The 21,022-nt window shown below is 62.2% G+C and carries 22 protein-coding genes and 1 other RNA gene; 12 read left to right on the top strand and 11 right to left on the bottom strand.

Annotation, left to right across the window (positions count from 1 at the left end):
* Positions 1-41: 41 nt before the first annotated feature.
* Positions 42-491: an EVE domain-containing protein gene (locus BLO97_RS04855; RefSeq protein WP_092221313.1), complete on the bottom strand. Its 450-nt coding sequence runs from the start codon at positions 489-491 to the stop codon at positions 42-44.
* 194 nt (positions 492-685) lie between these two features.
* Between BLO97_RS04855 and BLO97_RS31555 the strand changes: the two genes are divergently transcribed.
* Complete coding sequence (locus BLO97_RS31555; RefSeq protein ID WP_092149156.1) at positions 686-832, top strand: hypothetical protein; 147 nt, start codon at positions 686-688, stop codon at positions 830-832.
* Between the two features lie 35 nt (positions 833-867).
* On the opposite strand, the gene BLO97_RS04865 is transcribed toward BLO97_RS31555, so the two are convergent.
* The 4 genes from BLO97_RS04865 to BLO97_RS04880 all read right to left on the bottom strand — a co-directional run bounded on the left by BLO97_RS04865 (position 868) and on the right by BLO97_RS04880 (position 2,321).
* Positions 868-1,473 (bottom strand): 5-formyltetrahydrofolate cyclo-ligase, encoded by a 606-nt coding sequence (locus BLO97_RS04865; RefSeq protein WP_063323871.1) that lies wholly within the window; start codon positions 1,471-1,473, stop codon positions 868-870.
* Positions 1,474-1,587: 114 nt separating this feature from the next.
* Positions 1,588-1,767: non-coding RNA, 6S RNA (gene ssrS, locus BLO97_RS04870), on the bottom strand.
* A gap of 30 nt (positions 1,768-1,797) precedes the next feature.
* A complete protein-coding gene (locus BLO97_RS04875; RefSeq protein WP_003177364.1) occupies positions 1,798-2,115 on the bottom strand; it encodes a cell division protein ZapA in 318 nt (105 codons plus the stop codon).
* Positions 2,112-2,321, bottom strand: a complete 210-nt coding sequence (locus BLO97_RS04880) for a TIGR02449 family protein (RefSeq protein WP_003177365.1) — start codon at positions 2,319-2,321, stop codon at positions 2,112-2,114. Before BLO97_RS04880 ends, BLO97_RS04875 begins: the two co-directional genes overlap by 4 nt.
* A gap of 129 nt (positions 2,322-2,450) precedes the next feature.
* Here BLO97_RS04880 and BLO97_RS04885 point away from each other — a divergent pair, with 129 nt between their 5' ends.
* The 8 genes from BLO97_RS04885 (at position 2,451) to gcvH (ending at position 11,582) form a co-directional block, all read left to right on the top strand.
* Entirely contained in the window at positions 2,451-3,005 is a 555-nt protein-coding gene (locus tag BLO97_RS04885; protein WP_072342955.1) for a YecA/YgfB family protein, read from the top strand.
* 25 nt (positions 3,006-3,030) lie between these two features.
* On the top strand, positions 3,031-4,365 hold the full coding sequence (pepP, locus tag BLO97_RS04890; protein ID WP_063323873.1) for a Xaa-Pro aminopeptidase: 1,335 nt from the start codon (positions 3,031-3,033) through the stop codon (positions 4,363-4,365).
* Positions 4,362-5,549, top strand: a complete 1,188-nt coding sequence (gene ubiH / locus BLO97_RS04895; protein ID WP_063323874.1) for a 2-octaprenyl-6-methoxyphenyl hydroxylase — start codon at positions 4,362-4,364, stop codon at positions 5,547-5,549. The genes pepP and ubiH overlap by 4 nt, the downstream gene beginning before the upstream one ends.
* A gap of 67 nt (positions 5,550-5,616) precedes the next feature.
* Complete coding sequence (locus tag BLO97_RS04900; protein WP_170862060.1) at positions 5,617-6,834, top strand: 2-octaprenyl-3-methyl-6-methoxy-1,4-benzoquinol hydroxylase; 1,218 nt, start codon at positions 5,617-5,619, stop codon at positions 6,832-6,834.
* 227 nt (positions 6,835-7,061) lie between these two features.
* Complete coding sequence (locus BLO97_RS04905) at positions 7,062-8,066, top strand: extracellular solute-binding protein (protein ID WP_063323876.1); 1,005 nt, start codon at positions 7,062-7,064, stop codon at positions 8,064-8,066.
* Positions 8,067-8,290: 224 nt separating this feature from the next.
* A complete protein-coding gene (locus BLO97_RS04910; protein ID WP_063323877.1) occupies positions 8,291-9,907 on the top strand; it encodes an ABC transporter permease in 1,617 nt (538 codons plus the stop codon).
* A gap of 155 nt (positions 9,908-10,062) precedes the next feature.
* Positions 10,063-11,145: a glycine cleavage system aminomethyltransferase GcvT gene (gene gcvT / locus BLO97_RS04915; RefSeq protein ID WP_063323878.1), complete on the top strand. Its 1,083-nt coding sequence runs from the start codon at positions 10,063-10,065 to the stop codon at positions 11,143-11,145.
* Between the two features lie 53 nt (positions 11,146-11,198).
* Positions 11,199-11,582, top strand: coding sequence for a glycine cleavage system protein GcvH (gene gcvH / locus BLO97_RS04920; protein WP_092345175.1), 384 nt, complete (start codon positions 11,199-11,201; stop codon positions 11,580-11,582).
* 265 nt (positions 11,583-11,847) lie between these two features.
* On the opposite strand, the gene BLO97_RS04925 is transcribed toward gcvH, so the two are convergent.
* The 5 genes from BLO97_RS04925 to BLO97_RS04945 all read right to left on the bottom strand — a co-directional run bounded on the left by BLO97_RS04925 (position 11,848) and on the right by BLO97_RS04945 (position 16,006).
* Positions 11,848-12,168, bottom strand: coding sequence for a DUF2388 domain-containing protein (locus BLO97_RS04925; RefSeq protein WP_170846005.1), 321 nt, complete (start codon positions 12,166-12,168; stop codon positions 11,848-11,850).
* 65 nt (positions 12,169-12,233) lie between these two features.
* Positions 12,234-12,683: an NfeD family protein gene (locus BLO97_RS04930; RefSeq protein WP_063323881.1), complete on the bottom strand. Its 450-nt coding sequence runs from the start codon at positions 12,681-12,683 to the stop codon at positions 12,234-12,236.
* A gap of 9 nt (positions 12,684-12,692) precedes the next feature.
* Positions 12,693-13,613 (bottom strand): SPFH domain-containing protein, encoded by a 921-nt coding sequence (locus BLO97_RS04935; protein ID WP_063323882.1) that lies wholly within the window; start codon positions 13,611-13,613, stop codon positions 12,693-12,695.
* Positions 13,614-13,738: 125 nt separating this feature from the next.
* Positions 13,739-15,523, bottom strand: a complete 1,785-nt coding sequence (locus BLO97_RS04940; protein WP_092149144.1) for a type IV pilus assembly ATPase TfpB — start codon at positions 15,521-15,523, stop codon at positions 13,739-13,741.
* A 144-nt stretch (positions 15,524-15,667) separates the two neighbouring features.
* Positions 15,668-16,006 carry a hypothetical protein gene (locus tag BLO97_RS04945; protein ID WP_092149141.1) on the bottom strand — a complete coding sequence of 113 codons (339 nt, stop codon included), beginning with the start codon at positions 16,004-16,006 and terminating at the stop codon, positions 15,668-15,670.
* A gap of 126 nt (positions 16,007-16,132) precedes the next feature.
* On the opposite strand from BLO97_RS04945, the gene BLO97_RS04950 reads away from it, so the two are divergent.
* On the top strand, positions 16,133-16,603 hold the full coding sequence (locus BLO97_RS04950) for an Lrp/AsnC family transcriptional regulator (RefSeq protein ID WP_063323885.1): 471 nt from the start codon (positions 16,133-16,135) through the stop codon (positions 16,601-16,603).
* A gap of 125 nt (positions 16,604-16,728) precedes the next feature.
* Here the strand turns inward: BLO97_RS04950 and BLO97_RS04955 are convergent, their stop codons facing one another.
* Entirely contained in the window at positions 16,729-18,096 is a 1,368-nt protein-coding gene (locus tag BLO97_RS04955; RefSeq protein ID WP_063325205.1) for a CYTH domain-containing protein, read from the bottom strand.
* A 158-nt stretch (positions 18,097-18,254) separates the two neighbouring features.
* Between BLO97_RS04955 and argE the strand changes: the two genes are divergently transcribed.
* Positions 18,255-19,412 carry an acetylornithine deacetylase gene (gene argE, locus BLO97_RS04960; RefSeq protein WP_063323886.1) on the top strand — a complete coding sequence of 386 codons (1,158 nt, stop codon included), beginning with the start codon at positions 18,255-18,257 and terminating at the stop codon, positions 19,410-19,412.
* Positions 19,413-19,544: 132 nt separating this feature from the next.
* Positions 19,545-20,843, top strand: a complete 1,299-nt coding sequence (gene argA, locus BLO97_RS04965; RefSeq protein ID WP_063323887.1) for an amino-acid N-acetyltransferase — start codon at positions 19,545-19,547, stop codon at positions 20,841-20,843.
* Positions 20,844-21,022: the final 179 nt, after the last annotated feature.

A 21,022-nucleotide genomic window follows, 5' to 3' on the forward strand; every position in this document is an offset into this window, starting at 1 on the left:
CAGCGAACGACCCCGCTTGATATCCATCAACTCATTGGCGATCAGCGCAGCGCCATGACCGCTGCCCATTGTTCGGGTGTGACGGGCATCACCGACAGTCGCGAGCCTCTTTGCACCAGTGGCATTTCAGCCAGGGCGGCCTGTTGCTTGAGGTAGTCGAGCTTCAGCACGTGGGGAAACGTTTCGACGTGGGCCACGTCGATCGCGGTCCAGGGGTTTTTTTCCGGACCGGCCTTGGGGTCGAAGTAATGGCTGTCGGGTTCCAGCGCCGTTGGGTCAGGGTAGGCGGCACGGACAATCCGGCCGATCCCGGCAATGCCTGGCTCGGGGCAACTGGAGTGATAGAAAAAGAACATGTCGCCCACCGCCATGGTTCGCAGAAAGTTACGCGCCTGGTAGTTGCGAACCCCGTCCCAGCGTGCCTGGCCGAGCTTTTCCAAACCTTGGATGGATAATTCGTCGGGCTCGGATTTCATCAGCCAATAGGCCATGATTGCTACTCCTTGGCGGTGTTGAAAAAATAGTTCAGCGATTTTATGACAAACCGACAGTCGGTTGACGCCAGAGTTTGCGTGTCGGGGCCGGTTGCCGCAAAATGCCGGCCTTCCAAGCTTGACGCTGCTGCACGGCCAATAAGAAAACCGCTGCTGTCATCGTGTGTGATATGCCTTGAGGGGGGCAATCGATGAAACGCAAACCGGATTTGTTGTGGATCCTGGTCATTCTGTTCGGTCTGGGTGTCGTGACCACGGGTTACGCCCAAAGCCTGTGGGCCAACAAGACCGACGCGCCGGTGGAAATCACCCAACCCGCGGCATCGTTCAAACGCTGAACCCGCTTTCCTGGCGCCGCTGATGATCGCGGCGTCTACCCCGCGATATACCAATGCCTGTCGCTGACCGTTCCCTGCAGCGGTACGTCCCAGCTTGCCTGCGCCAATCGTTCGACTTTCTGGCATTCATGGGCCAGCCCCAGCAGCGTTGGCTTGCGCCACTGCTTGCGTCGCGCCAGATACGCCAGGCTGCGGTCATAAAAGCCGCCGCCCATGCCCAGTCGACCCCCCGCATCGTCAAACCCCACCAATGGCAACAACACCAGGTCCAGCGTCCAGACCTTGCGTTGCCGGGCGATGTTCTTGCGCGGCTCAGGAATACGAAACCGGTTGGGCTGCATTTTTTCGCCGGGGTGGATGCGCTGGAACACCATCTTGGTCTGCGGCCATGGGCTGAGCACAGGCAGGTAAGTGGCCTTGCCCCGGCGTTGGGCTTCGCGCAGCAGCAGGCGCGGATCGATCTCGCCGTCGTTGGGCAGGTAGAGGGCGATGTGCTGCGCACGGCGAAACAGCGGATGCTGGGCCAGTTGCTTGAACAGCCCGTGGGCGGCTTGCCGTTGCTGGGCGGGCGTCAGGGCGCGACGGGCCTGGCGCAGCAGGCGTCGAAGTTGCGGGCGGGGCAGCAGCGCAGGTTCGGTCATATCAATGCTTCACGCAGTGGCGATGCCACAGCGTAACCGCAAAACAGGCTGCTCAGAAATGCCTGCGCCAGAAACGACAATGCCAGTCCATATGGACTGGCATTGCCTGGAGTCAGGCTCCCCGGATGAACCGCTGTCGGCTTAGCCCTTGAACCCGAAAGTTCAAGGTGGAAGTTGCAGGGGGCGTTAAGGCTTTCCGTCAAGCGGACATGCACACCGGCCCCAACGTGCAACCCCCGTGGTTGTGCGTATCGGCTCAGGGACATCACCAACTGGCAAGCACCCCAGGGAGTGAGGCGAGTATACCCCAGGCAGCCTCGCGAATCAGCCCTTGCTGACGTCTGGATCGGTGGCGAGCACCAGATCCACCCGATCGAGCAGGTCGCGCACCTGTTCACGGGTCGAGCCGCTGACCTGCAGGTCCGGCGTATCCTGGCGATGCAGCAGGTCGTGGGTGATGTTCAAGGCGGCCATTACGGCGATGCGGTCGGCGCCGATGACTTTGCCGCTGCTGCGGATCTCGCGCATCTTGCCATCCAGGTAACGGGCGGCGCTCACCAGGTTGCTACGCTCTTCCTGGGGGCAGATGATTGAATATTCTTTGTCGAGGATCTGCACGGTAACGCTATTGCTTGAACTCATGAGTCTTGCTCCAGGGCCTTGAGGCGCGAAATCATCGATTCGACCTTACGCCGGGCGATTTCGTTTTTTTCAATGAGGTGCGCGCGTTCCTCGCGCCAGGTTTTTTCCTGAGCTAATAGGAGTCCGTTTTGGCTCTTAAGTTGCTCGACCCGGTCAATTAGCAGTTCGAGTCTGGCCATCAGCGCTTGCAGGTCGGTGTCTTCCATTGTGTCCACTGAAGATTGTGTCTGATGGAGGGTATGAGTCGCACAGCCTCTGATAGTCTTGGCGAGTCTGTCGATGTAGGATACAAGGCCTCCATTCTAGACATAGCGCCGTCTGGCGCCTAGCTGCCCATGCCCATTCAGAATTCCCCGTATCAAGCATTCGCCACCCTGCTGAGCACCAGCGGTCATCCTGTCTCGCCTGCCGAACTGCATGGCCTGCTGCTCGGTCGCAGTTGCGCCGGCGCCGGGTTCGATGCCGACGGCTGGTTGGCCGACGCCGCAGAACTGCTGGAAGGCGAGCCGGCGGACAACGTCCGCAACGCGCTTATCGGCCTGCAGGAAATGGTCAAGGGCGAGCTGACCAGTGACGACATGACCGTCGTCCTGCTGCTGCCCACTGACGACGCGCCCTTGGCTGAACGCGCCGCGGCGCTGGGCCAGTGGTGCCAGGGCTTCCTCGCCGGCTTCGGCCTGACCCGCCGCGAATACGCACTGAGCGAAGAGGCGAAGGAAGTGTTGCAGGACTTGGCCGCGATCTCCCAGGTCCAGGATGCCCTGGAAGAATCCGATGACGGCGAAAGCGACTACATGGAAGTGATGGAGTACCTGCGGGTCGCGCCATTGCTGCTGTTCACCGAGACCAAGAAAACCGATGCAGCGGCCGCCAAGCCGTCCTTGCATTAATTTTTAGAGGGAACACCGTCTGCCCATGATTCATATCCCGAAATCGGAATACAGCCGTCGCCGCAAGGCCCTGATGGCGCAGATGGAACCCAACAGCATCGCAATCCTGCCCGCCGCCGCTGTTGCGATCCGCAACCGCGACGTCGAGCACGTCTACCGCCAGGACAGCGACTTCCAGTACCTCAGCGGCTTTCCCGAGCCGCAAGCGGTGCTGGTGCTGATGCCGGGCCGCGCCCATGGCGAATACATCCTCTTTTGCCGCGAGCGCAACGCCGAACGTGAGTTGTGGGATGGCCTGCGCGCCGGCCAGGAAGGGGCGATCCGTGACTACGGTGCCGACGACGCGTTTCCCATCACCGATATCGACGACATCCTGCCGGGCCTGATCGAAGGGCGCGACCGGGTGTATTCGGCCATGGGCAGCAACCCGGAATTCGACCGGCACCTGATGGAGTGGATCAACGTGATTCGCTCCAAGGCCCACCTCGGCGCCCAGCCGCCGAACGAATTCGTTGCCCTGGATCACTTGCTGCATGACATGCGCCTGTATAAATCGGCGGCAGAAGTGAAAGTGATGCGCGAAGCGGCGCGGATTTCCGCCCAGGCGCACATTCGGGCGATGCAGGCGGCGCGTCCGGGGCTGCATGAGTTCAGCCTGGAAGCCGAGCTGGACTATGAGTTTCGCAAGGGCGGGGCAAAAATGCCGGCCTATGGCTCGATCGTCGCGGCGGGGCGCAACAGCTGCATCCTGCACTACCAGCAGAACGACGCGCTGCTCAAGGACGGCGACCTGGTGCTGATCGACGCCGGCTGTGAAATCGACTGCTACGCCAGCGATATCACCCGTACCTGGCCGGTCAGTGGCAAGTTTTCACCCGAGCAGAAGGCGATCTACGAAGTGGTGCTGGCTGCCCAGGAAGCCGCGTTTGCCCAGATCGCGCCGGACAAACACTGGAACCAGGCCCACGAAGCGACGGTGCGGGTGATTACAGAGGGGCTGGTGCGCCTTGGGCTGCTGGAGGGTGAGGTGGATGCGTTGATCGCCAGCGAAGCCTACCGGGCGTTCTACATGCATCGCGCTGGCCACTGGCTGGGCATGGACGTGCATGACGTGGGTGAATACCGCGTTGGTGGCGAGTGGCGGGTGCTTGAGGTCGGCATGACGCTGACGGTGGAGCCGGGCATCTACATCAGCCCGAACAACCGCAGCGTCGCGAAAAAATGGCGCGGCATTGGCGTGCGCATCGAGGATGACGTGGTAGTGACCAGAACCGGTTGTGAAATCCTGAGCCACGGCGTACCGAAGACGGTCGCCGACATCGAGGCCCTGATGGCCGCTGCCCGGACGCAAGCGGCATGAGCCGGGTCAATCTGGCGATCGTCGGCGGCGGCCTGGTCGGCGCGAGCCTGGCGCTGGCCCTGCAGGCCGGTGCCAAGGCCCGGGGCTGGAAGATCATGCTGATCGAGCCCTTCGCTCCCGGCAACGCCTGGCAACCGAGCTACGACGCCCGGTCCTCGGCATTGTCCTACGGTGCCCGGCAGATTTATCAACGCTTGGGTGTCTGGCAGGAGATTTCCCGCCGCGCCGAACCGATCAAACAGATCCATGTATCCGACCGCGGGCGGTTTTCCACCGCGCGTCTGTCGGCTATGGAGGAGGGCGTGCCGGCGCTGGGCTACGTGGTGGAAAACGCCTGGCTCGGCCAGTGCCTGTGGCAAGGCCTGGACCCTGAGGTGGTCAGTTGGCGCTGCCCGGCGCAGGTCACCGGCATGGAACCGCTGGTCGGCGGTTATCGCCTGACCCTCGACGACGAAACCACCCTGGAATGCGACCTTGCCGTACTGGCCGATGGCGGCCGCTCCGGCCTGCGTGAACAGTTGGGTATCGGCGTGCGCAGCCGACCCTACGACCAGAGTGCCTTGATCGCCAACATCACCCCCAGCGAAGCCCACAATGGCATGGCCTTCGAACGTTTCACCGATGACGGCCCGATGGCCTTGTTGCCGCTGCCGGAGAATCGTTGCGCGCTGGTCTGGACCCGCCAGGGCATGGACGCACAACGGCTGGCGGCCCTCGACGAGCGCAGTTTCCTCAGCGAATTGCAGGGCGTGTTCGGCTATCGCCTGGGCACCCTGAAACAGGTGGGCGTGCGACATCTGTACCCGCTGGCGCTGGTGGAGGCCGAAGAACAGGTCCGTCCGCACCTGGCGATCCTGGGCAACGCCGCCCACAGCCTGCACCCGATTGCCGGGCAGGGGTTCAACCTGTCCCTGCGTGATGCCCAGGCCCTTGCCGATGCCCTGCTCGACAGTGAAAGCGAGCCAGGGGATTTTGCCGTGTTGCAAGCCTATCGCGAGCGCCAGCGAATGGATCAGGTCCTTACCGTGGGCTTCTCCGACCAAGTCACGCGGCTGTTCGCCAGCAACCTGCCGTTGGTGTCCCTGGGCCGTAACCTCGGCCTGTTGGGTCTCGACTTGCTGCCGCCGGCCAAGCGTTGGTTCGCCCGTCAGGCCATGGGGCTGGGGACACGTCCCGATGCTTGAGGCCGGGGCTGTCACTTCTTTTCAAGGGCGACCGATGTCGCCAGCAAAACAGGCTTAGAGCATGGAATTGCGTGCAGATCTGCTGATTGTCGGCGCCGGTATGGTCGGCAGCGCCCTGGCGCTGGCGTTGCAGGACAGTGGCCTGCAAGTGCTGTTGCTCGACGGCAGCCCGATGAGCGTCAAACCCTTCGATCCCCAGGCCGCGTTCGAGCCCCGAGTCAGTGCCTTGTCGACGGCCAGCCAGCGGATCCTCGATCGCCTGGGCGTCTGGGACGGCATCACCGCCCGACGCGCCAGCCCCTATACCGACATGCACGTCTGGGACGGCAGCGGCACCGGGCAGATCCATTTCTCGGCCGCCAGCCTGCACGCCGAGGCGCTTGGGCACATCGTTGAAAACCGCGTTGTGCAGGACGCCTTGCTGGATCGACTGCATGACTGCGACCTGGGCCTGCTGGCCAATGCCCGGCTGGAGCAGATGCGTCGTTCCGGTGACGACTGGCTGCTGACCTTGGCCGATGGCCGCACGTTGCGCGCGCCCCTGGTCATCGCGGCTGACGGCGCGAATTCCGCTGTGCGCCGCCTGACTGGCGTTGCCACGCGCGAATGGGATTACCTGCACCACGCCATCGTCACCAGCGTGCGCAGCGCCCGGTCGCATCGAATGACGGCCTGGCAGCGTTTCACCGACAACGGTCCGCTGGCGTTCCTGCCACTTGAGCGTGACGGTCAGCACGATTGGTGCTCGATTGTCTGGTCCACCACCCCCGGTGAAGCGCAGCGCTTGATGGCGCTCGATGAAACTGAATTCTGCAGCGAACTGGAACGAGCCTTCGAAGGCCAGCTCGGTACGGTACTGAGTGCCGACCCACGCCTGTGCGTGCCGCTGCGCCAACGACATGCCAAGCGCTATGTGGCCGAAGGGCTGGCGTTGATCGGCGACGCAGCCCATACCATTCATCCGTTGGCCGGGCAGGGCGTGAACCTGGGCTTCCTCGACGCCGCCGTGCTGGCCGAAGTGCTGTTGCAGGCGGCCGGGCGTGGCGAGCGACTGGCGGACGTGAAGGTGCTGAGCCGCTACGAGCGGCGACGCATGCCCCATAACCTGGCGTTGATGGCGGCGATGGAAGGTTTCGAGCGGTTGTTCCAGGCCGATCCATTGCCAGTGCGCTGGTTGCGTAACACCGGGCTGAAACTGGTAGACCGCATGCCTGAGGCCAAGGCGTTGTTCGTGCGCGAGGCGCTGGGGTTGATTGGGGATTTGCCGGATCTGGCCAAGGCCTGAGATGTGGGTTGGGGCTCATGGCCCTGTCGCGGGCAAGCCTTGCTCCCACAGGTGTGCAACTTGGGACGAGCTTTGTGGGAGCAAGGCTTGCCCGCGATGACGGACGCAAAAACACTGCGCATCTCAAAGTTGCAACATTTGGAAATGTGTCCACCCACTGTTCGATTGAGTTGCCAAATGTGAGTCCTTATCATTTGCGCTTCGTTCACAATCCAGAGACCGCTACCATGTTGGCAACCAAGCGCCTGCTGTCCGCCCTCGCCTTGACCCTGATCGGCTCCACTGCCGTACAGGCCGCCGATGAGGTGGTGGTCTACTCCTCGCGTATCGACGAACTGATCAAACCGGTCTTCGATACCTACACCAAGGAAACTGGCGTGTCGGTGAAGTTCATTACCGACAAGGAAGCGCCGCTGATGCAGCGGATCAAGGCCGAAGGCGAGAACGCCACTGCCGACCTGCTGCTCACCGTCGATGCCGGCAACCTCTGGCAGGCCGAGCAAATGGGCATTCTCCAGCCGTTCACGTCGCCGGTGATCGACGCCAACATCCCGTCCCAATATCGCGCCTCTTCCCACGCCTGGACCGGCTTGAGCCTGCGGGCGCGAACCATTGTCTACTCCACCGAGCGGGTCAAACCCAGCGAATTGACCACCTACGAAGCGCTGGCTGGCAAAGAGTGGGAAGGCCGCCTGTGCCTGCGGACCTCGAAGAAGGTCTACAACCAGTCGCTGACCGCCACGCTGATCGAAACCCACGGTGCGGAAAAAACCGAGGAGATCCTCAAGGGCTGGGTCCGGAACCTGTCCACCGACGTCTTCTCCGATGACACCGCCCTGCTTGAGGCAATCAACGCTGGGCAATGCGACGTCGGCATCGTCAATACCTATTACTATGGCCGCCTGCACCAGCAGAAGCCGGACCTGAAGGTGAAGCTGTTCTGGCCGAACCAGGCCGACCGTGGGGTGCACATCAACCTCTCGGGGATTGGCTTGACCAAGCATGCACCGCATCCGGACGCCGCGAAGAAGCTGGTGGAGTGGATGACCACGCCGCAAGCGCAAAGCATCTTCGCCGACGTGAACCAGGAATTCCCGGCCAACCCGAAAGTCGAGCCGTCCAAGGAAGTAGCGGCCTGGGGCAAGTTCAAGGCTGATACCCTGCCCGTGGAAGTGGCGGGTAAACGCCAGGCCGAAGCCATCCGCATGATGGATCGCGCTGGCTGGAATTAAGACGAGCTTGTGCTCCTGATGGTATGTGGCGAGGGAGCTTGCTCCCGCTGGAGGGCGAAGCCCTCCCAGAAGATCTGCAGGGATCTATCTCAAGGGCCATGATCCAGGGCCTGGGGCTACTTCGTAGCCCAGCGGGAGCAAGCTCCCTCGCCACAGGGGCAATTTGTCAGCGATGATATTTGGGCACACATTGCGCGGCACAATCATTTAAACGAGAGCTCCCCTTGGCCCACCCCGTCCAACGCCGCTGGTATCCCCTGGTCTTCGCCATCGCCGCGCTGGTCCTGCTGCCCCTTAGCGTCTTGCTGTTGTCCTGGCAGAGCATCGACCAACAGATATGGTCCCACCTGTGGGATACGCAGATGCCGCGCTTGTTGGGCAACACCCTCACGTTGATCCTTGGCGTGGGTGTCGGGGTGACGTTGCTGGGTGTCAGTCTCGCCTGGCTCACCAGCCTGTGTGAGTTCCCCGGGCGACGCTGGCTCGACTGGGCGTTGATGCTGCCGTTTGCGATACCGGCCTACGTGTTGGCGTTTGTCTTCGTTGGCCTGCTGGACTTTGCCGGCCCCGTACAGACGCTCATGCGCGAATGGTTCGGCAGCGGCCTGCGCCTGCCCCGGGTCCGTTCCACCGGTGGGGTGATCCTGGTGCTGGTGCTGGTTTTTTACCCTTACGTCTATCTGCTGGCGCGCAGTGCATTCCTGGCCCAGGGCAAGGGCTTGATGGAAGCGGCGCGGGTGCTCGGGCAGTCGCCGTGGCAGGCTTTCTGGCGTGTGGCGCTGCCGATGGCCCGGCCGGCCATCGGTGCGGGCGTGGCGTTGGCGCTGATGGAAACCCTGGCGGATTTTGGCGCGGTGTCGGTGTTCAACTTCGACACCTTTACCACCGCGATCTACAAGACCTGGTATGGCTTCTTCAGTCTCTCCAGTGCTGCCCAACTGGCCAGCCTGCTGTTGCTGGCGGTGATGCTGGTGGTCTACGGCGAACGCCGGGCTCGTGGTGCCCACCGAGCCAGTAACGAACGTCCCCGAGCCAAGGCTTTGTATACGTTGCGCGGTCTGAAGGCCGCGGCAGCCAGCAGTTGGTGTTTCCTGGTGTTCGCCTGTGCCTTTGTCATTCCGGTGCTGCAATTGGTTGTGTGGTTCTGGCAACGCGGTCGTTTCGACCTGGACGAACGTTATGCCGGGTTGATCGTCCACACCCTCTACCTGGGCGGCCTGGCCGCGCTGATCACCGTTTGCGTGGCCTTGCTGTTGGCGTTCGCCCGACGGCTGGCGCCAACCCGTCCGATTCGTGCCGGCGTCGGCCTGGCGAACCTGGGCTATGCCTTGCCCGGTTCGGTGCTCGCGGTGTCGATCATGCTTGCGTTCAGCTACCTGGACCGTGAGCTGGTCATCCCGCTGTCGACCTGGCTCGGAGGGGCAGGCAAACCGTTGTTGCTGGGTAGCCTGTCGGCGCTGTTGCTGGCGTATCTGGTGCGCTTTTTGGCGGTGGCCTACGGTCCGTTGGAGAGCAGCCTGGCGCGCATTCGTCCGTCTTTGCCCGAGGCTGCACGCAGCCTTGGGGTCAGTGGGCCACGACTGTTTTTCAAAGTGTATCTGCCCTTGCTGTTGCCCGGCACTTTGAGCGCGGCGTTGCTGGTGTTCGTCGACGTGCTCAAGGAAATGCCCGCGACACTGCTGATGCGTCCGTTCGGCTGGGACACGCTGGCGGTGCGGATCTTCGAGATGACCAGCGAAGGGGAGTGGGCCCGGGCCGCGCTGCCTGCGCTGACGTTGGTACTGGTGGGGTTGTTGCCAGTCATCGGATTGATACGACGTTCGGCCCATCGAAACAGCTAGGTGCCAGTCCCACCTCATGCGGCTACAATGCGCGGCATTCGGTGCGGTCCGTCTGTCGGACCGGGCAACTGAGAACGTCAGAAAACTCCTTTTTTCAGATGTTCGCGCTATGCAGTGCCCGTCCGCACCTTCGCCAAGCCCGGAAGGAGAAACCCATGGGACAGCGTACGCCTCTGTATGACCTTCATCTCGCCCTCGGCGCGAAGATGGTCGATTTTGGCGGTTGGGATATGCCTTTGCATTACGGCTCGCAAGTCGAAGAACACCATCAGGTGCGTCGCGACTGCGGAGTGTTCGATGTATCCCACATGACCGTGATCGATGTCGACGGCCCCCAGGCCAAGGTTTGGCTGCAGCGTTTGCTGGCCAATGACGTCGATCGCTTGCAGGACACAGGCAGTGCCCTGTACAGCGCGATGCTCAATGAGCGCGGCGGCATCGTCGACGACATGATTATCTACCGTGTCGAGGACGGTTATCGATTGGTCTTCAACGCCTCGACTCGTGATCAGGATCTGGCCTGGATGCAGGCACAGCTCGGTGGCTACGACGTGCAGCTGCATGAGCGCCCCGAACTGGCGATGCTGGCGATCCAAGGCCCCCAGGCCCGGCAGAAGATTGCCGAACTGGTGACGCAACCGCGTGGGCAAATCATCCAGCAACTCAAGCCTTTCGAAGGGCGCGCCGACGGCGAATGGTTCATCGCCCGGACCGGCTACACCGGCGAAGATGGCCTGGAAATCGTCTTGCCTGCCCAGGAGGCCCCGAGTTTCTTCAACGACCTGGTAGGGGCCGGCATTTCGCCAATTGGCCTCGGCGCCCGCGACACCTTGCGCCTGGAGGCCGGCATGAACCTCTACGGCCAGGACATCAATCAAGACGTTTCGCCCCTGGCCTCGAACATGGCCTGGAGCATCGCCTGGGAACCGGCGAGCCGTCCGTTCATCGGGCGCAGTGCGCTGGAAGCCGAGCTTGCCAGCGGTGTACAGCACAAACTGGTCGGGCTGGTGCTGGAAGAGCGGGGTGTTTTGCGCGCCCATCAGGTGGTTCGCATCGCCAATGTTGGCGAAGGGGAGATCACCAGTGGTAGTTTTTCTCCTACGCTTAGCAAGTCGATCGCCCTGGCACGTGTTCCGATGGCAACCGCCGACCGTGCCGAGGTAGAAATTCGTGGTAAGTGGTACCCGGTACGGGTGGTCAAGCCGACCTTCGTCCGCCATGGCAAAACCCTGATCTAACCTTTTTGCGGCGGGCCGCTGGCCGCTGACACTTTCTATTGAGGACACAGAATATGAGTGATATCCCTGCCGAACTGCGTTTTGCCGAAAGCCATGAGTGGGCACGCCTGGAAGCTGACGGTACCGTCACCGTGGGCATCAGCGATCATGCGCAGGAAGCCCTGGGCGATGTGGTCTTTGTCGAGCTGACTGAAGTCGGTAAGGTCTTTGGCGCAGGTGACCAGGCCGGTGTGGTTGAGTCGGTCAAGGCTGCTTCCGACATCTATTCCCCGATTGCGGGTGAAGTGATCGCGATCAACGAAGAGTTGAGCGCCTCGCCTGAGCTGCTGAACTCCGATCCGTACGGCGCCTGGATCTTCAAGCTCAAGCCAAGCGACAAGGCCGAGGTGGGCAAGTTGCTTGATGCGGCAGGCTACAAGTCCGTTATCGGCGAATAAGGGACGACTGCACCTGTGGGAGCGAGCTTGCTCGCGATAGCGGTGGATCGATCGTTCCGCGTTCCGCTTCTGGAAGGTGACGCAGAGCGTCACGGGATGCATTCCCAGGCAGCGTGGGGACGATCAGCTTCAAGCCAATCCATGGGTTGTCTGGGCTGACGCCTTCGCGAGCAAGCTCGCTCCCACAGGGGGTTGGGACAGCCTTGGGATTTTCACCGGGCAAAAAAATGCCGCTCATCGAGCGGCATTTTTTATTGGCCGGGAGTCAGTCCTGGGCGACGGCGTTTTTCGCCAGGATAGCGTTGGCCAGTTCCATGTCGGTGGCTTGCAGGCCTGGGTTGTCAGCACGCACTTTCTGCATCGCCGCTTCCAGGTAAGGGCCACGAATACCGCCGTCACTGGCGACGAAGCTGCCGGCATCATCCTGGGCGGCGACGATCAGCTTGTGATCCTTGAAAGTCAGGTAGGTGGAACCGGTGGTTGCACCGGATGAGATGACGTTACGCCAAAACGTGTCGGCCATTGCCGAGCCAACAGGAAGAGACAGCAAGGCTAGGGTAGCGACAGCAAGTTTGAGACGCATGATAGGTGACTCCACTGGGTTAACTATGACGTTGGATTACCCGCGCCTCTATTCAGTTCCATGACTTCTCAGTCAGCCCGTTCCACCTGCAGCACCGCCCCTTCCTGCGCCACCACCCTGACTCGCGTGCCCACGGACGACTCGGGCCCCTTGGCCAGCCAGACGCTGTCGGCCACCTTGATCTTGCCACGGCCATCGACAATCGCTTCATGAACCTGGAAGACCTTGCCGATCAGCTCTTGCCCGCGCAGGTTCAGGTGCGGTTGATCGCTTTGGCGCACCGCGCTGCGCTGGCGCTGCCACCAGTACAGTGCCGTTGCGATGGCGAACAGGCCGAACAACAGGAACTGCAGCTCCCACGGCATCTGCGGCAGGATGAACGTGAGCACGCCAACTGCCGCGGCGGCCATGCCGATCCACAGCAAGTAGCCGCCGGCACCGAACACTTCGAGGATCAGCAGGATGACGCCCAGCGCCAGCCAGTCCCAGTACGACAGGTGTTGCAGGAACATCCACATAGGCGTGCCTCAGGTTTTCTTGCTATCGAAGGTGGCCTTGACGATCTCGCCAATGCCGCCGACCGCACCGATGACCTGGCTGGCTTCCAGTGGCATCAGGATCACCTTGCTGTTGTTGGCCGAAGCCAGTTTGCCCAGCGCATCGATGTATTTCTGCGCGACGAAGTAGTTCACGGCCTGGACGTTGCCGTCGGCAATCGCCTGGGACACCACTTGGGTGGCCAGCGCTTCGGCTTGCGCCTGGCGCTCGCGGGCTTCGGACTCCAGGAACGCGGCTTGACGGCTGCCCTCGGCCTCGAGGATTTGCGCCTGCTTCTTGCCTTCGGCGGTGAGAATCGCCGACGCTCGCAGGCCCTCGGCTTCGAGGATCTGGGCACGCTTGATACGTTCGGCTTTCATCTGCCCCGACATGGCGGCCATCAGGTCGGCCGGCGGGCTGATGTCCTTGATCTCGATCCGGGTGATCTTGATGCCCCACGGCGCTGTGGCTTCATCGACGGTGCGCAGCAGTTTTTCATTGATACCGTCGCGCTGGCTCAGCATCGCGTCCAGCTCCATGGACCCCAGCACGGTACGGATATTGGTTTGCAGCAGGTTGCGGATGGCGTGCTCGAGGTTGTTCACCTCGTAGGCCGCCTGGGCCGTATTGACCACTTGGAAGAAGCACACGGCGTCGATCTGCACCGTGGCGTTGTCGGCGGTAATGACCTCCTGGGGCGGGATGTCCAGTACGCTTTCCATGACATTGATCTTGCGCCCGATGCGATCCATCACCGGGATGATGATGTTCAGGCCGGGCTTGAGCGTGTTGGTGTAGCGCCCGAACCGCTCGACGGTCCATTGGTAGCCTTGGGGCACGACCTTGAACCCCATGAACAGGATGGCGACCACGAGGCCGATGAAAAGTAAAAGTACGCTACCGATCTGCATGACGGTTCCCTGTGCGAATTGAGATGGACCTGCGAGCCCTGAGTGTAGGGCACGCGGCCAGTATCTTCGCTATGGTCCGTTCCGCTTTGTTTGTGGGATCTTTCTGCCCCTGAGCCAGACAGTTCCTACTTCTGCTCGCTTTGCGGCGTCACCCGCAGCACTTCCTCGACCGTGGTCAAGCCCGCCGCCACCTTTTGCGCCCCCGACAGGCGCAGGCTGCGCATGCCTTCCTTGAATGCCTGGCGGCGTACCGCCAGCAGGTCGGTGTCGGGGTGGATCAAGGCCTTGACGCTGTCGGTCAGTTGCATGATTTCGTAGACGCCGGCGCGGCCGCGGTAACCGGTGTCACGGCATTCCAGGCAACCGACGGCCTGTTGGGCATTGCTCGGCAGCGGCGCCTGCCAGGGCCTCGTCAGGGTTTGCCAGTCGTCTTCATCCAGGGTCAGGGGGGCCTTGCATTGAGGGCACAGGGTGCGTACCAGCCGCTGGGCCATGACCCCGAGCACGGTGGCCTTGATCAGGTAATGGGGCACACCCAGCTCCAGCAGGCGACTGATGGCGCTCGGCGCGTCGTTGGTGTGCAGCGTCGACAGCACAAGGTGCCCGGTGAGCGCCGCCTGGATCGCCATCTCGGCGGTCTCCAGGTCGCGGATCTCACCGATCATGATGATGTCCGGGTCTTGTCGCATCAGTGCCCGCACCCCGGCGGCGAAGGACAGGTCGATGTTGTGCTGGACCTGCATCTGGTTGAAGGAGGCCTCTACCATTTCAATCGGGTCCTCGATGGTGCAGAGGTTCACTTCCGGCGTCGCCAGTTTCTTGAGCGTGGTGTAGAGGGTGGTGGTCTTGCCGGAACCGGTAGGCCCGGTCACCAGGATGATGCCGTTGGGCTGGCGGGTCATGTCCTGCCAGCGACGCAGGTCGTCGGCGGAGAAGCCGAGTTGGTCGAAATCCTTGAGCAACACTTCCGGGTCGAAAATCCGCATGACCATTTTTTCGCCGAACGCCGTGGGCAAGGTCGACAAACGCAATTCCACTTCGCCGCCATCCGGGGTCTTGGTCTTGACCCGGCCGTCCTGGGGTTTGCGTTTTTCCGCGACGTTCATCCGCCCCAGGCTCTTGAGACGGCTGACGATTGCCATCGTGACCTGCGGCGGGAACTGATAGACGGTGTGCAGCACCCCGTCGATGCGAAACCGTACCGTGCCCTGCTCGCGGCGCGGTTCGATGTGGATATCGCTGGCCCGCTGTTGGAAGGCGTATTGGAACAGCCAGTCGACGATATTGACGATGTGAGCGTCGTTGGCGTCCGGTTCCTGGTCGCTGGCGCCCAGGTTGAGCAACTGTTCGAAATTGCTCAGGTTGCTCGGTTGCTGATCGACCGTGGTGGCGCCGCTGACCGATTTGGCCAGGCGATAGAACTCCACGCTCAAGCGCTGGATGTCCACAGGATTGGCGACCACCCGCTTGATCGGTAGCTTGAGCACGTGGGTCAGGTCGGCTTCCCAACTGTTGACGTAGGGCTGTGCGCTGGCGACGGTGACGGCGTCACGATCGACCGCCACCGCAAGGATCTTGTGACGCTGGGCAAAGGCATAGGACATCAAGGGGGTCACGGCCGCGACGTTGATTTTCAACGGGTCGATGCGCATGTAGGGCTGGTCGGCCTGCTGGGACAACCACAAGGTCAGGTTCTCCAGGTCCAGGCGCTTGCCGGGCCGGCTGAGGTCGTCCAGGTGCTGGTTGGCGATGAACTCCAGCGGATGCAACTGGCTATTGGCGCTGTGGCGTCGGCGGGCGTTCAGCGCGGTTTCGGCTGAATCCTGGCTGATGAGGCCCTGGGTGACCAGTTGGCGCAGCAGATCGTTGAGGTCCAGCCAGCGGTCCTGAGTGGCGTGTTTGGTGGACATGCGGGTTCCTATTGGACAATTGCAGCAAAGCCGCGATACAGACGCTTCGGCGTCCTCGCTCGGTCTGCAAAAGAATAGTCCCGACCCCGTAGACCGTTGGGCCACTACCCGACCAATGCGTTACCAATTCTTGCCCGTGGGCGTTCAGCAGACGGCTTGGGCCGGCCCAACGTGCGCAATATCAGCGTCTTGCAGGTCCACCGAACAGACGCTGATCAGGTTACGTAATTTTTCAGCGATGACCTGGGCACGGTGCCAGCTCAGCCCGTCCATGACGATGTCCAGCGATAGCACATCGCCTGGGCGTTCGACATGAACCTGCTGCGGCGTCAGGCCCTGCAAGGCAAACAGGTTCAACGCCCGACACAGTAAATCCGGCTCGGCTTCGGCCAATATCCGGTACTGCACCCGACAATGGGTATTGGCGGCGTGCCAGACGTCGGCGCGGGTCGGGGCTATGGCAACGGCTTCGAGTGGGGGCATGTTCGGTCTCCTTGATGGCGGGAGAAATATTTACATGCGAGTCGGGGTATTTCTTATCTAAGATGAGTGATTTTGGCGATATTTTGAATCGCTTGATTCTCTAAATCAGTCATTTTGGGTTTGATTATGCACAGCGAATTGGATGGCTACGACCGCAGGATACTGGCGTTGCTGCAGGAGGATGCCTCGCTGTCCAGTGCGCAGATCGCCGAACAGGTCGGCTTGTCTCAATCGCCATGCTGGCGGCGGATCCAGCGGATGAAGGACGAGGGCATCATTCGTGGCCAGGTGACCCTGCTGGATCGCAAGAAAATCGGCCTTAACACGCAAATCTTCGCCGAAATCAAACTCAACGCCCACGGCCGTTCGAACTTCACCGAGTTCACCGAGGCGATCCGCGGCTTCCCCGAAGTACTGGAGTGTTACGTGCTGATGGGGTCGGTGGATTTTCTGTTGCGCATCGTCACGGCGGACATCGAGGCGTATGAGCGATTCTTTTTCGAAAAGCTGTCGATGGTGCCGGGGATCCAGGAAGTGAACTCGATCGTGGCGCTGTCGGAGATCAAGTCGACGACGAGTTTGCCGGTGGTGCGCTGAGTTCTGTGGCGGATGTGCTGGCCCCATCGCGAGCAAGCTCGCTACCACAGTTGATCATCAGCGGCCACTAGATGTGGTTACAACGCTGACCCCCTGTGGGAGCGAGCTTGCTCGCGATGGCGGCGTCACAGGCGCAGCAAAGTCTTCCAAGCCCGATTCTGGTACACCGCAATCGCCTGTTGCTTGCGCGCATCCAGCGTTTCGTCGGTGATCGGTTGGTTGGCCAATTGCGCCAGTTTGTTCAGTTCACCATAGAGGCGATCCATTTCCGGGATCTCCAGCACATGGCGGGCGTGGTGCAGCCAGGCCTGGATGCGTTCGATGCGCGGCAGTTGCTCGGCCAGGTCTTCCGGCTGCTGCTGGTAGCGTTGCAGTTGCAGGGACGACGACTCTTCGCCGAGCAGGCGCGGCAGCCAGCTGCCCAGTTGCGCCGCGCCCTGGCGATTGCCACGGGTGTTGCGCTCGGCGGCCCAGCTGCGAGCCAGCAGCCAGCGTGAAGTGTTGAGGGAAAACAGGCCCCAACGCGGGTCTTGCAGCTCTTCAAGGAACTGCTCCGGTGCCGCTTTGCGCACGTCTTCGTCATCCAGGCCGGCCTGGACCAGTGGGCGCCAGTCTTCCAGCAACGCGTCCAGGGCCAGGCGCAAATCGTGGGTCGATTGGCGCGGCGCGGCCTGGCCGAGGCTGCTGAGCAGGGCACGCAGTTCGGCGAGGTTTTCCACCCAGTCCTGCAGCAGGCGCCAATGGCCGTTGAAACGGTATTGTTCGGCCAGGCGCTGGCTGCTGCCGAGCAGATGCCAGCTCAGCGCGGCGAAGGCGTCATCCAGCGGCGTTTCGGCGGTCAGTTGTGGCGCTGGCAGGCTCAGGGCGTAGCTGCCCGCGTCGTACAGGCGATAGCCACGCTCGGCCTTGCTGATGTCGCAGGGCATCAGGGGCAGGGTCGCGGCCAGCTCGGCGGCCAGTTCCAGCAGGGCGGCGGGTTCGCCTTCGCGCAGTTCCAGCTCCAGTTCGCAGATTTCTTCCTTCTGCTTGCCGACCACCACATGGCCCAGGTCCAGGGCGGCTTCGATGACCACCTTGCTTTTGCCACGGCCCCAGGCAATTTCAGCGCGTTCGCGAACGAAATCGGTGGTGAAGATGGCCTTGAGGGTTTTCTTGTCCAGTTCGGCCAAGGCCTCTGGCCAGCATTCGCCGTCGAGCTTCTTCAGGTCGAGCTTGGCCTTGGGCAGGTGCCAATCGTACTCGTTGCGCTCGGACAGGCCGGCGACGCTTTGGCCGCGGGTCTTGAGGGTCTGGATCACTTCTTCGCCATCGCGACGCAGGCGCAGGGCGACCTTGGCCCGGGCCAGGTCACGCTCCGGCGTGTCGAAATACTGGTTCATCAGTTCGTGGCGTTCCCAGCCACTCTTGTTGCGTTTTTTCAGCAGCGGGTGCTCGCGCAGGGCTGCCAGGGTCTCGCGGCTGACGCGGAGTTTGATTTCGGTTTCTTTCTGCATGGCCGGAAAATCCAGGGATCGGGTGTGCAGCCGGGGGAAGGTGTGGCTGCCAAGGTCGTGCAGTGTACAGGACTCGCTCATCCTACGCGCCGCGGCGGTTTATTCCTTGCGCCAGATGGTTCTATGATGGACATCAATCTGTAAGCCCGGAGTCAGCGATGCCTTTGCCGTCCATGAAAGATCAATTCGCTGCCCTGATCGCCGCCCCTTCGGTCAGTTGTACTCAGCCGGGGCTGGACCAGTCCAACAGTGCCGTGATCGAGCTGCTGGCGGGTTGGCTCGGCGACCTTGGATTCTCCTGCGACATCCAGCAGGTCAGCCCCGGCAAATTCAACCTGCTGGCCAGTTTCGGCAGCGGCCCCGGCGGCCTGGTACTGGCTGGCCACAGCGACACGGTGCCGTTCGACGGCGCGTTGTGGCAGACCGATCCGCTGAAGCTCACCGAGGTCGATGGCCGCTGGGTGGGCCTGGGCAGTTGTGACATGAAGGGTTTTTTCGCCTTGGTCATCGAAGCGGTCAAGCCGCTGCTGGACCAACCGTTCAAGCAACCGCTGCTGATCCTCGCGACCTGCGACGAAGAAAGCTCCATGGCCGGCGCCCGGGCCCTGGCCGATGCCGGGCGACCACTGGGGCGTGCGGCGGTGATCGGTGAGCCGACCGGCCTGCGGCCGATTCGCTTGCACAAAGGCGTGATGATGGAGCGCATCGACATTCTCGGGCGCAGCGGCCATTCCTCCGATCCGAGCCTGGGCCACAGCGCGCTGGAAGCCATGCACGATGCCATGGGCGAACTGCGCGGGCTGCGCCTGCGATGGCAACGTGAGTTCCGTAACCCGCAGTTCACCGTGCCACAACCGACCCTGAACTTCGGCTGCATCCATGGCGGCGACAATCCCAACCGCATCTGCGGCCAATGTTCCATGGAATTCGACCTGCGCCCCCTGCCGGGCATGGACCCGCAAGTGCTGCGGGCGGCGATCCAACAGAAGCTCGACCCCATCGCCGAACGCCATAAAGTCAAGATCGACTACGCACCGCTGTTCCCCGAAGTGCCACCATTCGAGCAGGCCGAAGACTGCGAACTGGTACGGGTGGCCGAGCGACTCACCGGCCATCGTGCCGAAGCAGTGGCGTTCGGCACCGAAGCGCCTTATCTTCAGCGCCTTGGCTGCGAAACCCTGGTGCTTGGTCCTGGCGATATCGCCTGTGCCCACCAGCCGGGTGAGTACCTTGAAATGTCACGTTTGCAACCTACCGTACAGCTGTTGCGTCAGTTGATCGGACATTACTGCCTGACGCCGGTCACCGCCGGCTAAATTGCCCGTATCCGGGCCCGTATTCATGAGGAGAACGCGCGTGTCGCCAAGCCTGTTCCGACGATAACCACCAGCCCGCTGTGCGTTCCGTTTCGTCTTTTTTCGGCTGTTATTTATTACAGGCCCAGGTTCATGCCCGAATACGTCAATTGGCTTCGTCACGCTTCGCCCTACATCAACGCCCACCGCGATTGCACCTTCATCGTCATGCTGCCCGGCGATGGGGTGGAACACCCTAATTTCGGCAACATCGTCCATGACCTGGTGTTGTTGCACAGCCTCGGCGTGCGCCTGGTGCTGGTCCATGGTTCGCGCCCGCAGATCGAAACCCGCCTCGCTGCGCGGGGCCTCACGCCGCATTATCACCACGGCATGCGCATCACCGATGCCGCGACCCTGGAGTGCGTGATCGACGCGGTCGGCCAGCTGCGCATCGCCATCGAGGCCCGCCTGTCCATGGACATGGCGTCCTCGCCCATGCAGGGCTCGCGGCTGCGGGTCGCCAGCGGCAACCTGGTCACTGCGCGTCCCATCGGTGTGCTCGAAGGCGTGGACTATCACCACACCGGTGAAGTGCGCCGGGTCGATCGCAAGGGCATCAATCGGCTGCTGGACGAGCGCTCCATCGTGTTGCTGTCGCCGTTGGGTTATTCCCCCACCGGAGAGATCTTCAACCTGGCCTGTGAAGACGTTGCCACACGGGCGGCCATCGACCTGGCGGCCGACAAGCTGCTGTTGTTCGGCAGCGAGCAGGGGTTGATCGGCGAAGATGGCAGGTTGGTGCGCGAGCTGCGTCCGCAGCAGGTGCCGGCTCATATACAGCGCCTGGGCAGTGACTACCAGGCCGAACTGCTGGATGCGGCGGCCCAGGCCTGCCGTGGCGGCGTGGCCCGTAGCCATATCGTCAGTTACGTCGAAAACGGTGCGCTGCTGGCCGAGCTGTTCACCCGCGATGGCAGCGGGACGCTGGTGGCCCAGGAGCAATTCGAGGTGGTGCGCGAAGCGGCCATCGAAGATGTCGGCGGCCTGCTGGACCTGATCAGCCCGCTGGAAGAGCAGGGAATCCTGGTGCGTCGTTCCCGCGAAGTGCTGGAACGCGAGATCGAACAATTCAGCGTGGTCGAGCGCGAAGGCATGATCATCGCCTGCGCGGCGTTGTACCAGATCGCCGATTCGGATGCCGGGGAACTGGCCTGCCTGGCGGTGAACCCGGAATACCGCCACGGTGGCCGGGGCGATGAACTGCTGGAGCGAATCGAAACCCGGGCCCGCGCCCAGGGGCTCAAGACGCTGTTCGTGCTGACGACCCGGACCGCCCACTGGTTCCGCGAACGTGGTTTCGAGCCCAGCAGCGTCGAGCGCCTGCCGGCGGCGCGGGCGTCGCTCTACAACTATCAGCGTAATTCGAAAATCTTTGAAAAGGCCTTGTAACCCCCTGGTCATTCCTACCTGCGGGGGACTGTCGCAGGTTGCGTCTTTTTGATTTCAAACAATGAATCGTCAGACGCATAGCGATCAAGATCGCAACCTTCGCAGTTCCCGGCGCGTAGCCAATGAGTATCTAGGGCAGGCCTCTACGCCGGGGATTTCCTTTCTGGGAGGTCCCGACA

The sequence above is a fragment of the Pseudomonas sp. NFACC05-1 genome (genome assembly GCF_900100135.1).
Taxonomy (GTDB): domain Bacteria; phylum Pseudomonadota; class Gammaproteobacteria; order Pseudomonadales; family Pseudomonadaceae; genus Aquipseudomonas; species Aquipseudomonas fluorescens_Q.

Excerpts from the sequence above, each read along its gene's own strand:
- BLO97_RS04885 (WP_072342955.1), top strand. The coding sequence starts at position 2,451 with ATGCCCATTCAGAATTCCCCGTATCAAGCATTCGCCACCCTGCTGAGC.
- BLO97_RS04865 (WP_063323871.1), bottom strand. The coding sequence starts at position 1,473 with ATGACCGAACCTGCGCTGCTGCCCCGCCCGCAACTTCGACGCCTGCTG.
- ubiH (WP_063323874.1), top strand. The coding sequence starts at position 4,362 with ATGAGCCGGGTCAATCTGGCGATCGTCGGCGGCGGCCTGGTCGGCGCG.
- BLO97_RS04935 (WP_063323882.1), bottom strand. The coding sequence starts at position 13,613 with ATGCAGATCGGTAGCGTACTTTTACTTTTCATCGGCCTCGTGGTCGCC.
- BLO97_RS04950 (WP_063323885.1), top strand. The coding sequence starts at position 16,133 with ATGCACAGCGAATTGGATGGCTACGACCGCAGGATACTGGCGTTGCTG.
- BLO97_RS04880 (WP_003177365.1), bottom strand. The coding sequence starts at position 2,321 with ATGGAAGACACCGACCTGCAAGCGCTGATGGCCAGACTCGAACTGCTA.
- BLO97_RS04940 (WP_092149144.1), bottom strand. The coding sequence starts at position 15,523 with ATGTCCACCAAACACGCCACTCAGGACCGCTGGCTGGACCTCAACGAT.
- BLO97_RS04955 (WP_063325205.1), bottom strand. The coding sequence starts at position 18,096 with ATGCAGAAAGAAACCGAAATCAAACTCCGCGTCAGCCGCGAGACCCTG.
- pepP (WP_063323873.1), top strand. The coding sequence starts at position 3,031 with ATGATTCATATCCCGAAATCGGAATACAGCCGTCGCCGCAAGGCCCTG.
- BLO97_RS04905 (WP_063323876.1), top strand. The coding sequence starts at position 7,062 with ATGTTGGCAACCAAGCGCCTGCTGTCCGCCCTCGCCTTGACCCTGATC.
- argA (WP_063323887.1), top strand. The coding sequence starts at position 19,545 with ATGCCCGAATACGTCAATTGGCTTCGTCACGCTTCGCCCTACATCAAC.
- BLO97_RS04855 (WP_092221313.1), bottom strand. The coding sequence starts at position 491 with ATGGCCTATTGGCTGATGAAATCCGAGCCCGACGAATTATCCATCCAA.
- gcvH (WP_092345175.1), top strand. The coding sequence starts at position 11,199 with ATGAGTGATATCCCTGCCGAACTGCGTTTTGCCGAAAGCCATGAGTGG.
- BLO97_RS04875 (WP_003177364.1), bottom strand. The coding sequence starts at position 2,115 with ATGAGTTCAAGCAATAGCGTTACCGTGCAGATCCTCGACAAAGAATAT.
- BLO97_RS31555 (WP_092149156.1), top strand. The coding sequence starts at position 686 with ATGAAACGCAAACCGGATTTGTTGTGGATCCTGGTCATTCTGTTCGGT.
- BLO97_RS04930 (WP_063323881.1), bottom strand. The coding sequence starts at position 12,683 with ATGTGGATGTTCCTGCAACACCTGTCGTACTGGGACTGGCTGGCGCTG.
- argE (WP_063323886.1), top strand. The coding sequence starts at position 18,255 with ATGCCTTTGCCGTCCATGAAAGATCAATTCGCTGCCCTGATCGCCGCC.
- gcvT (WP_063323878.1), top strand. The coding sequence starts at position 10,063 with ATGGGACAGCGTACGCCTCTGTATGACCTTCATCTCGCCCTCGGCGCG.
- BLO97_RS04945 (WP_092149141.1), bottom strand. The coding sequence starts at position 16,006 with ATGCCCCCACTCGAAGCCGTTGCCATAGCCCCGACCCGCGCCGACGTC.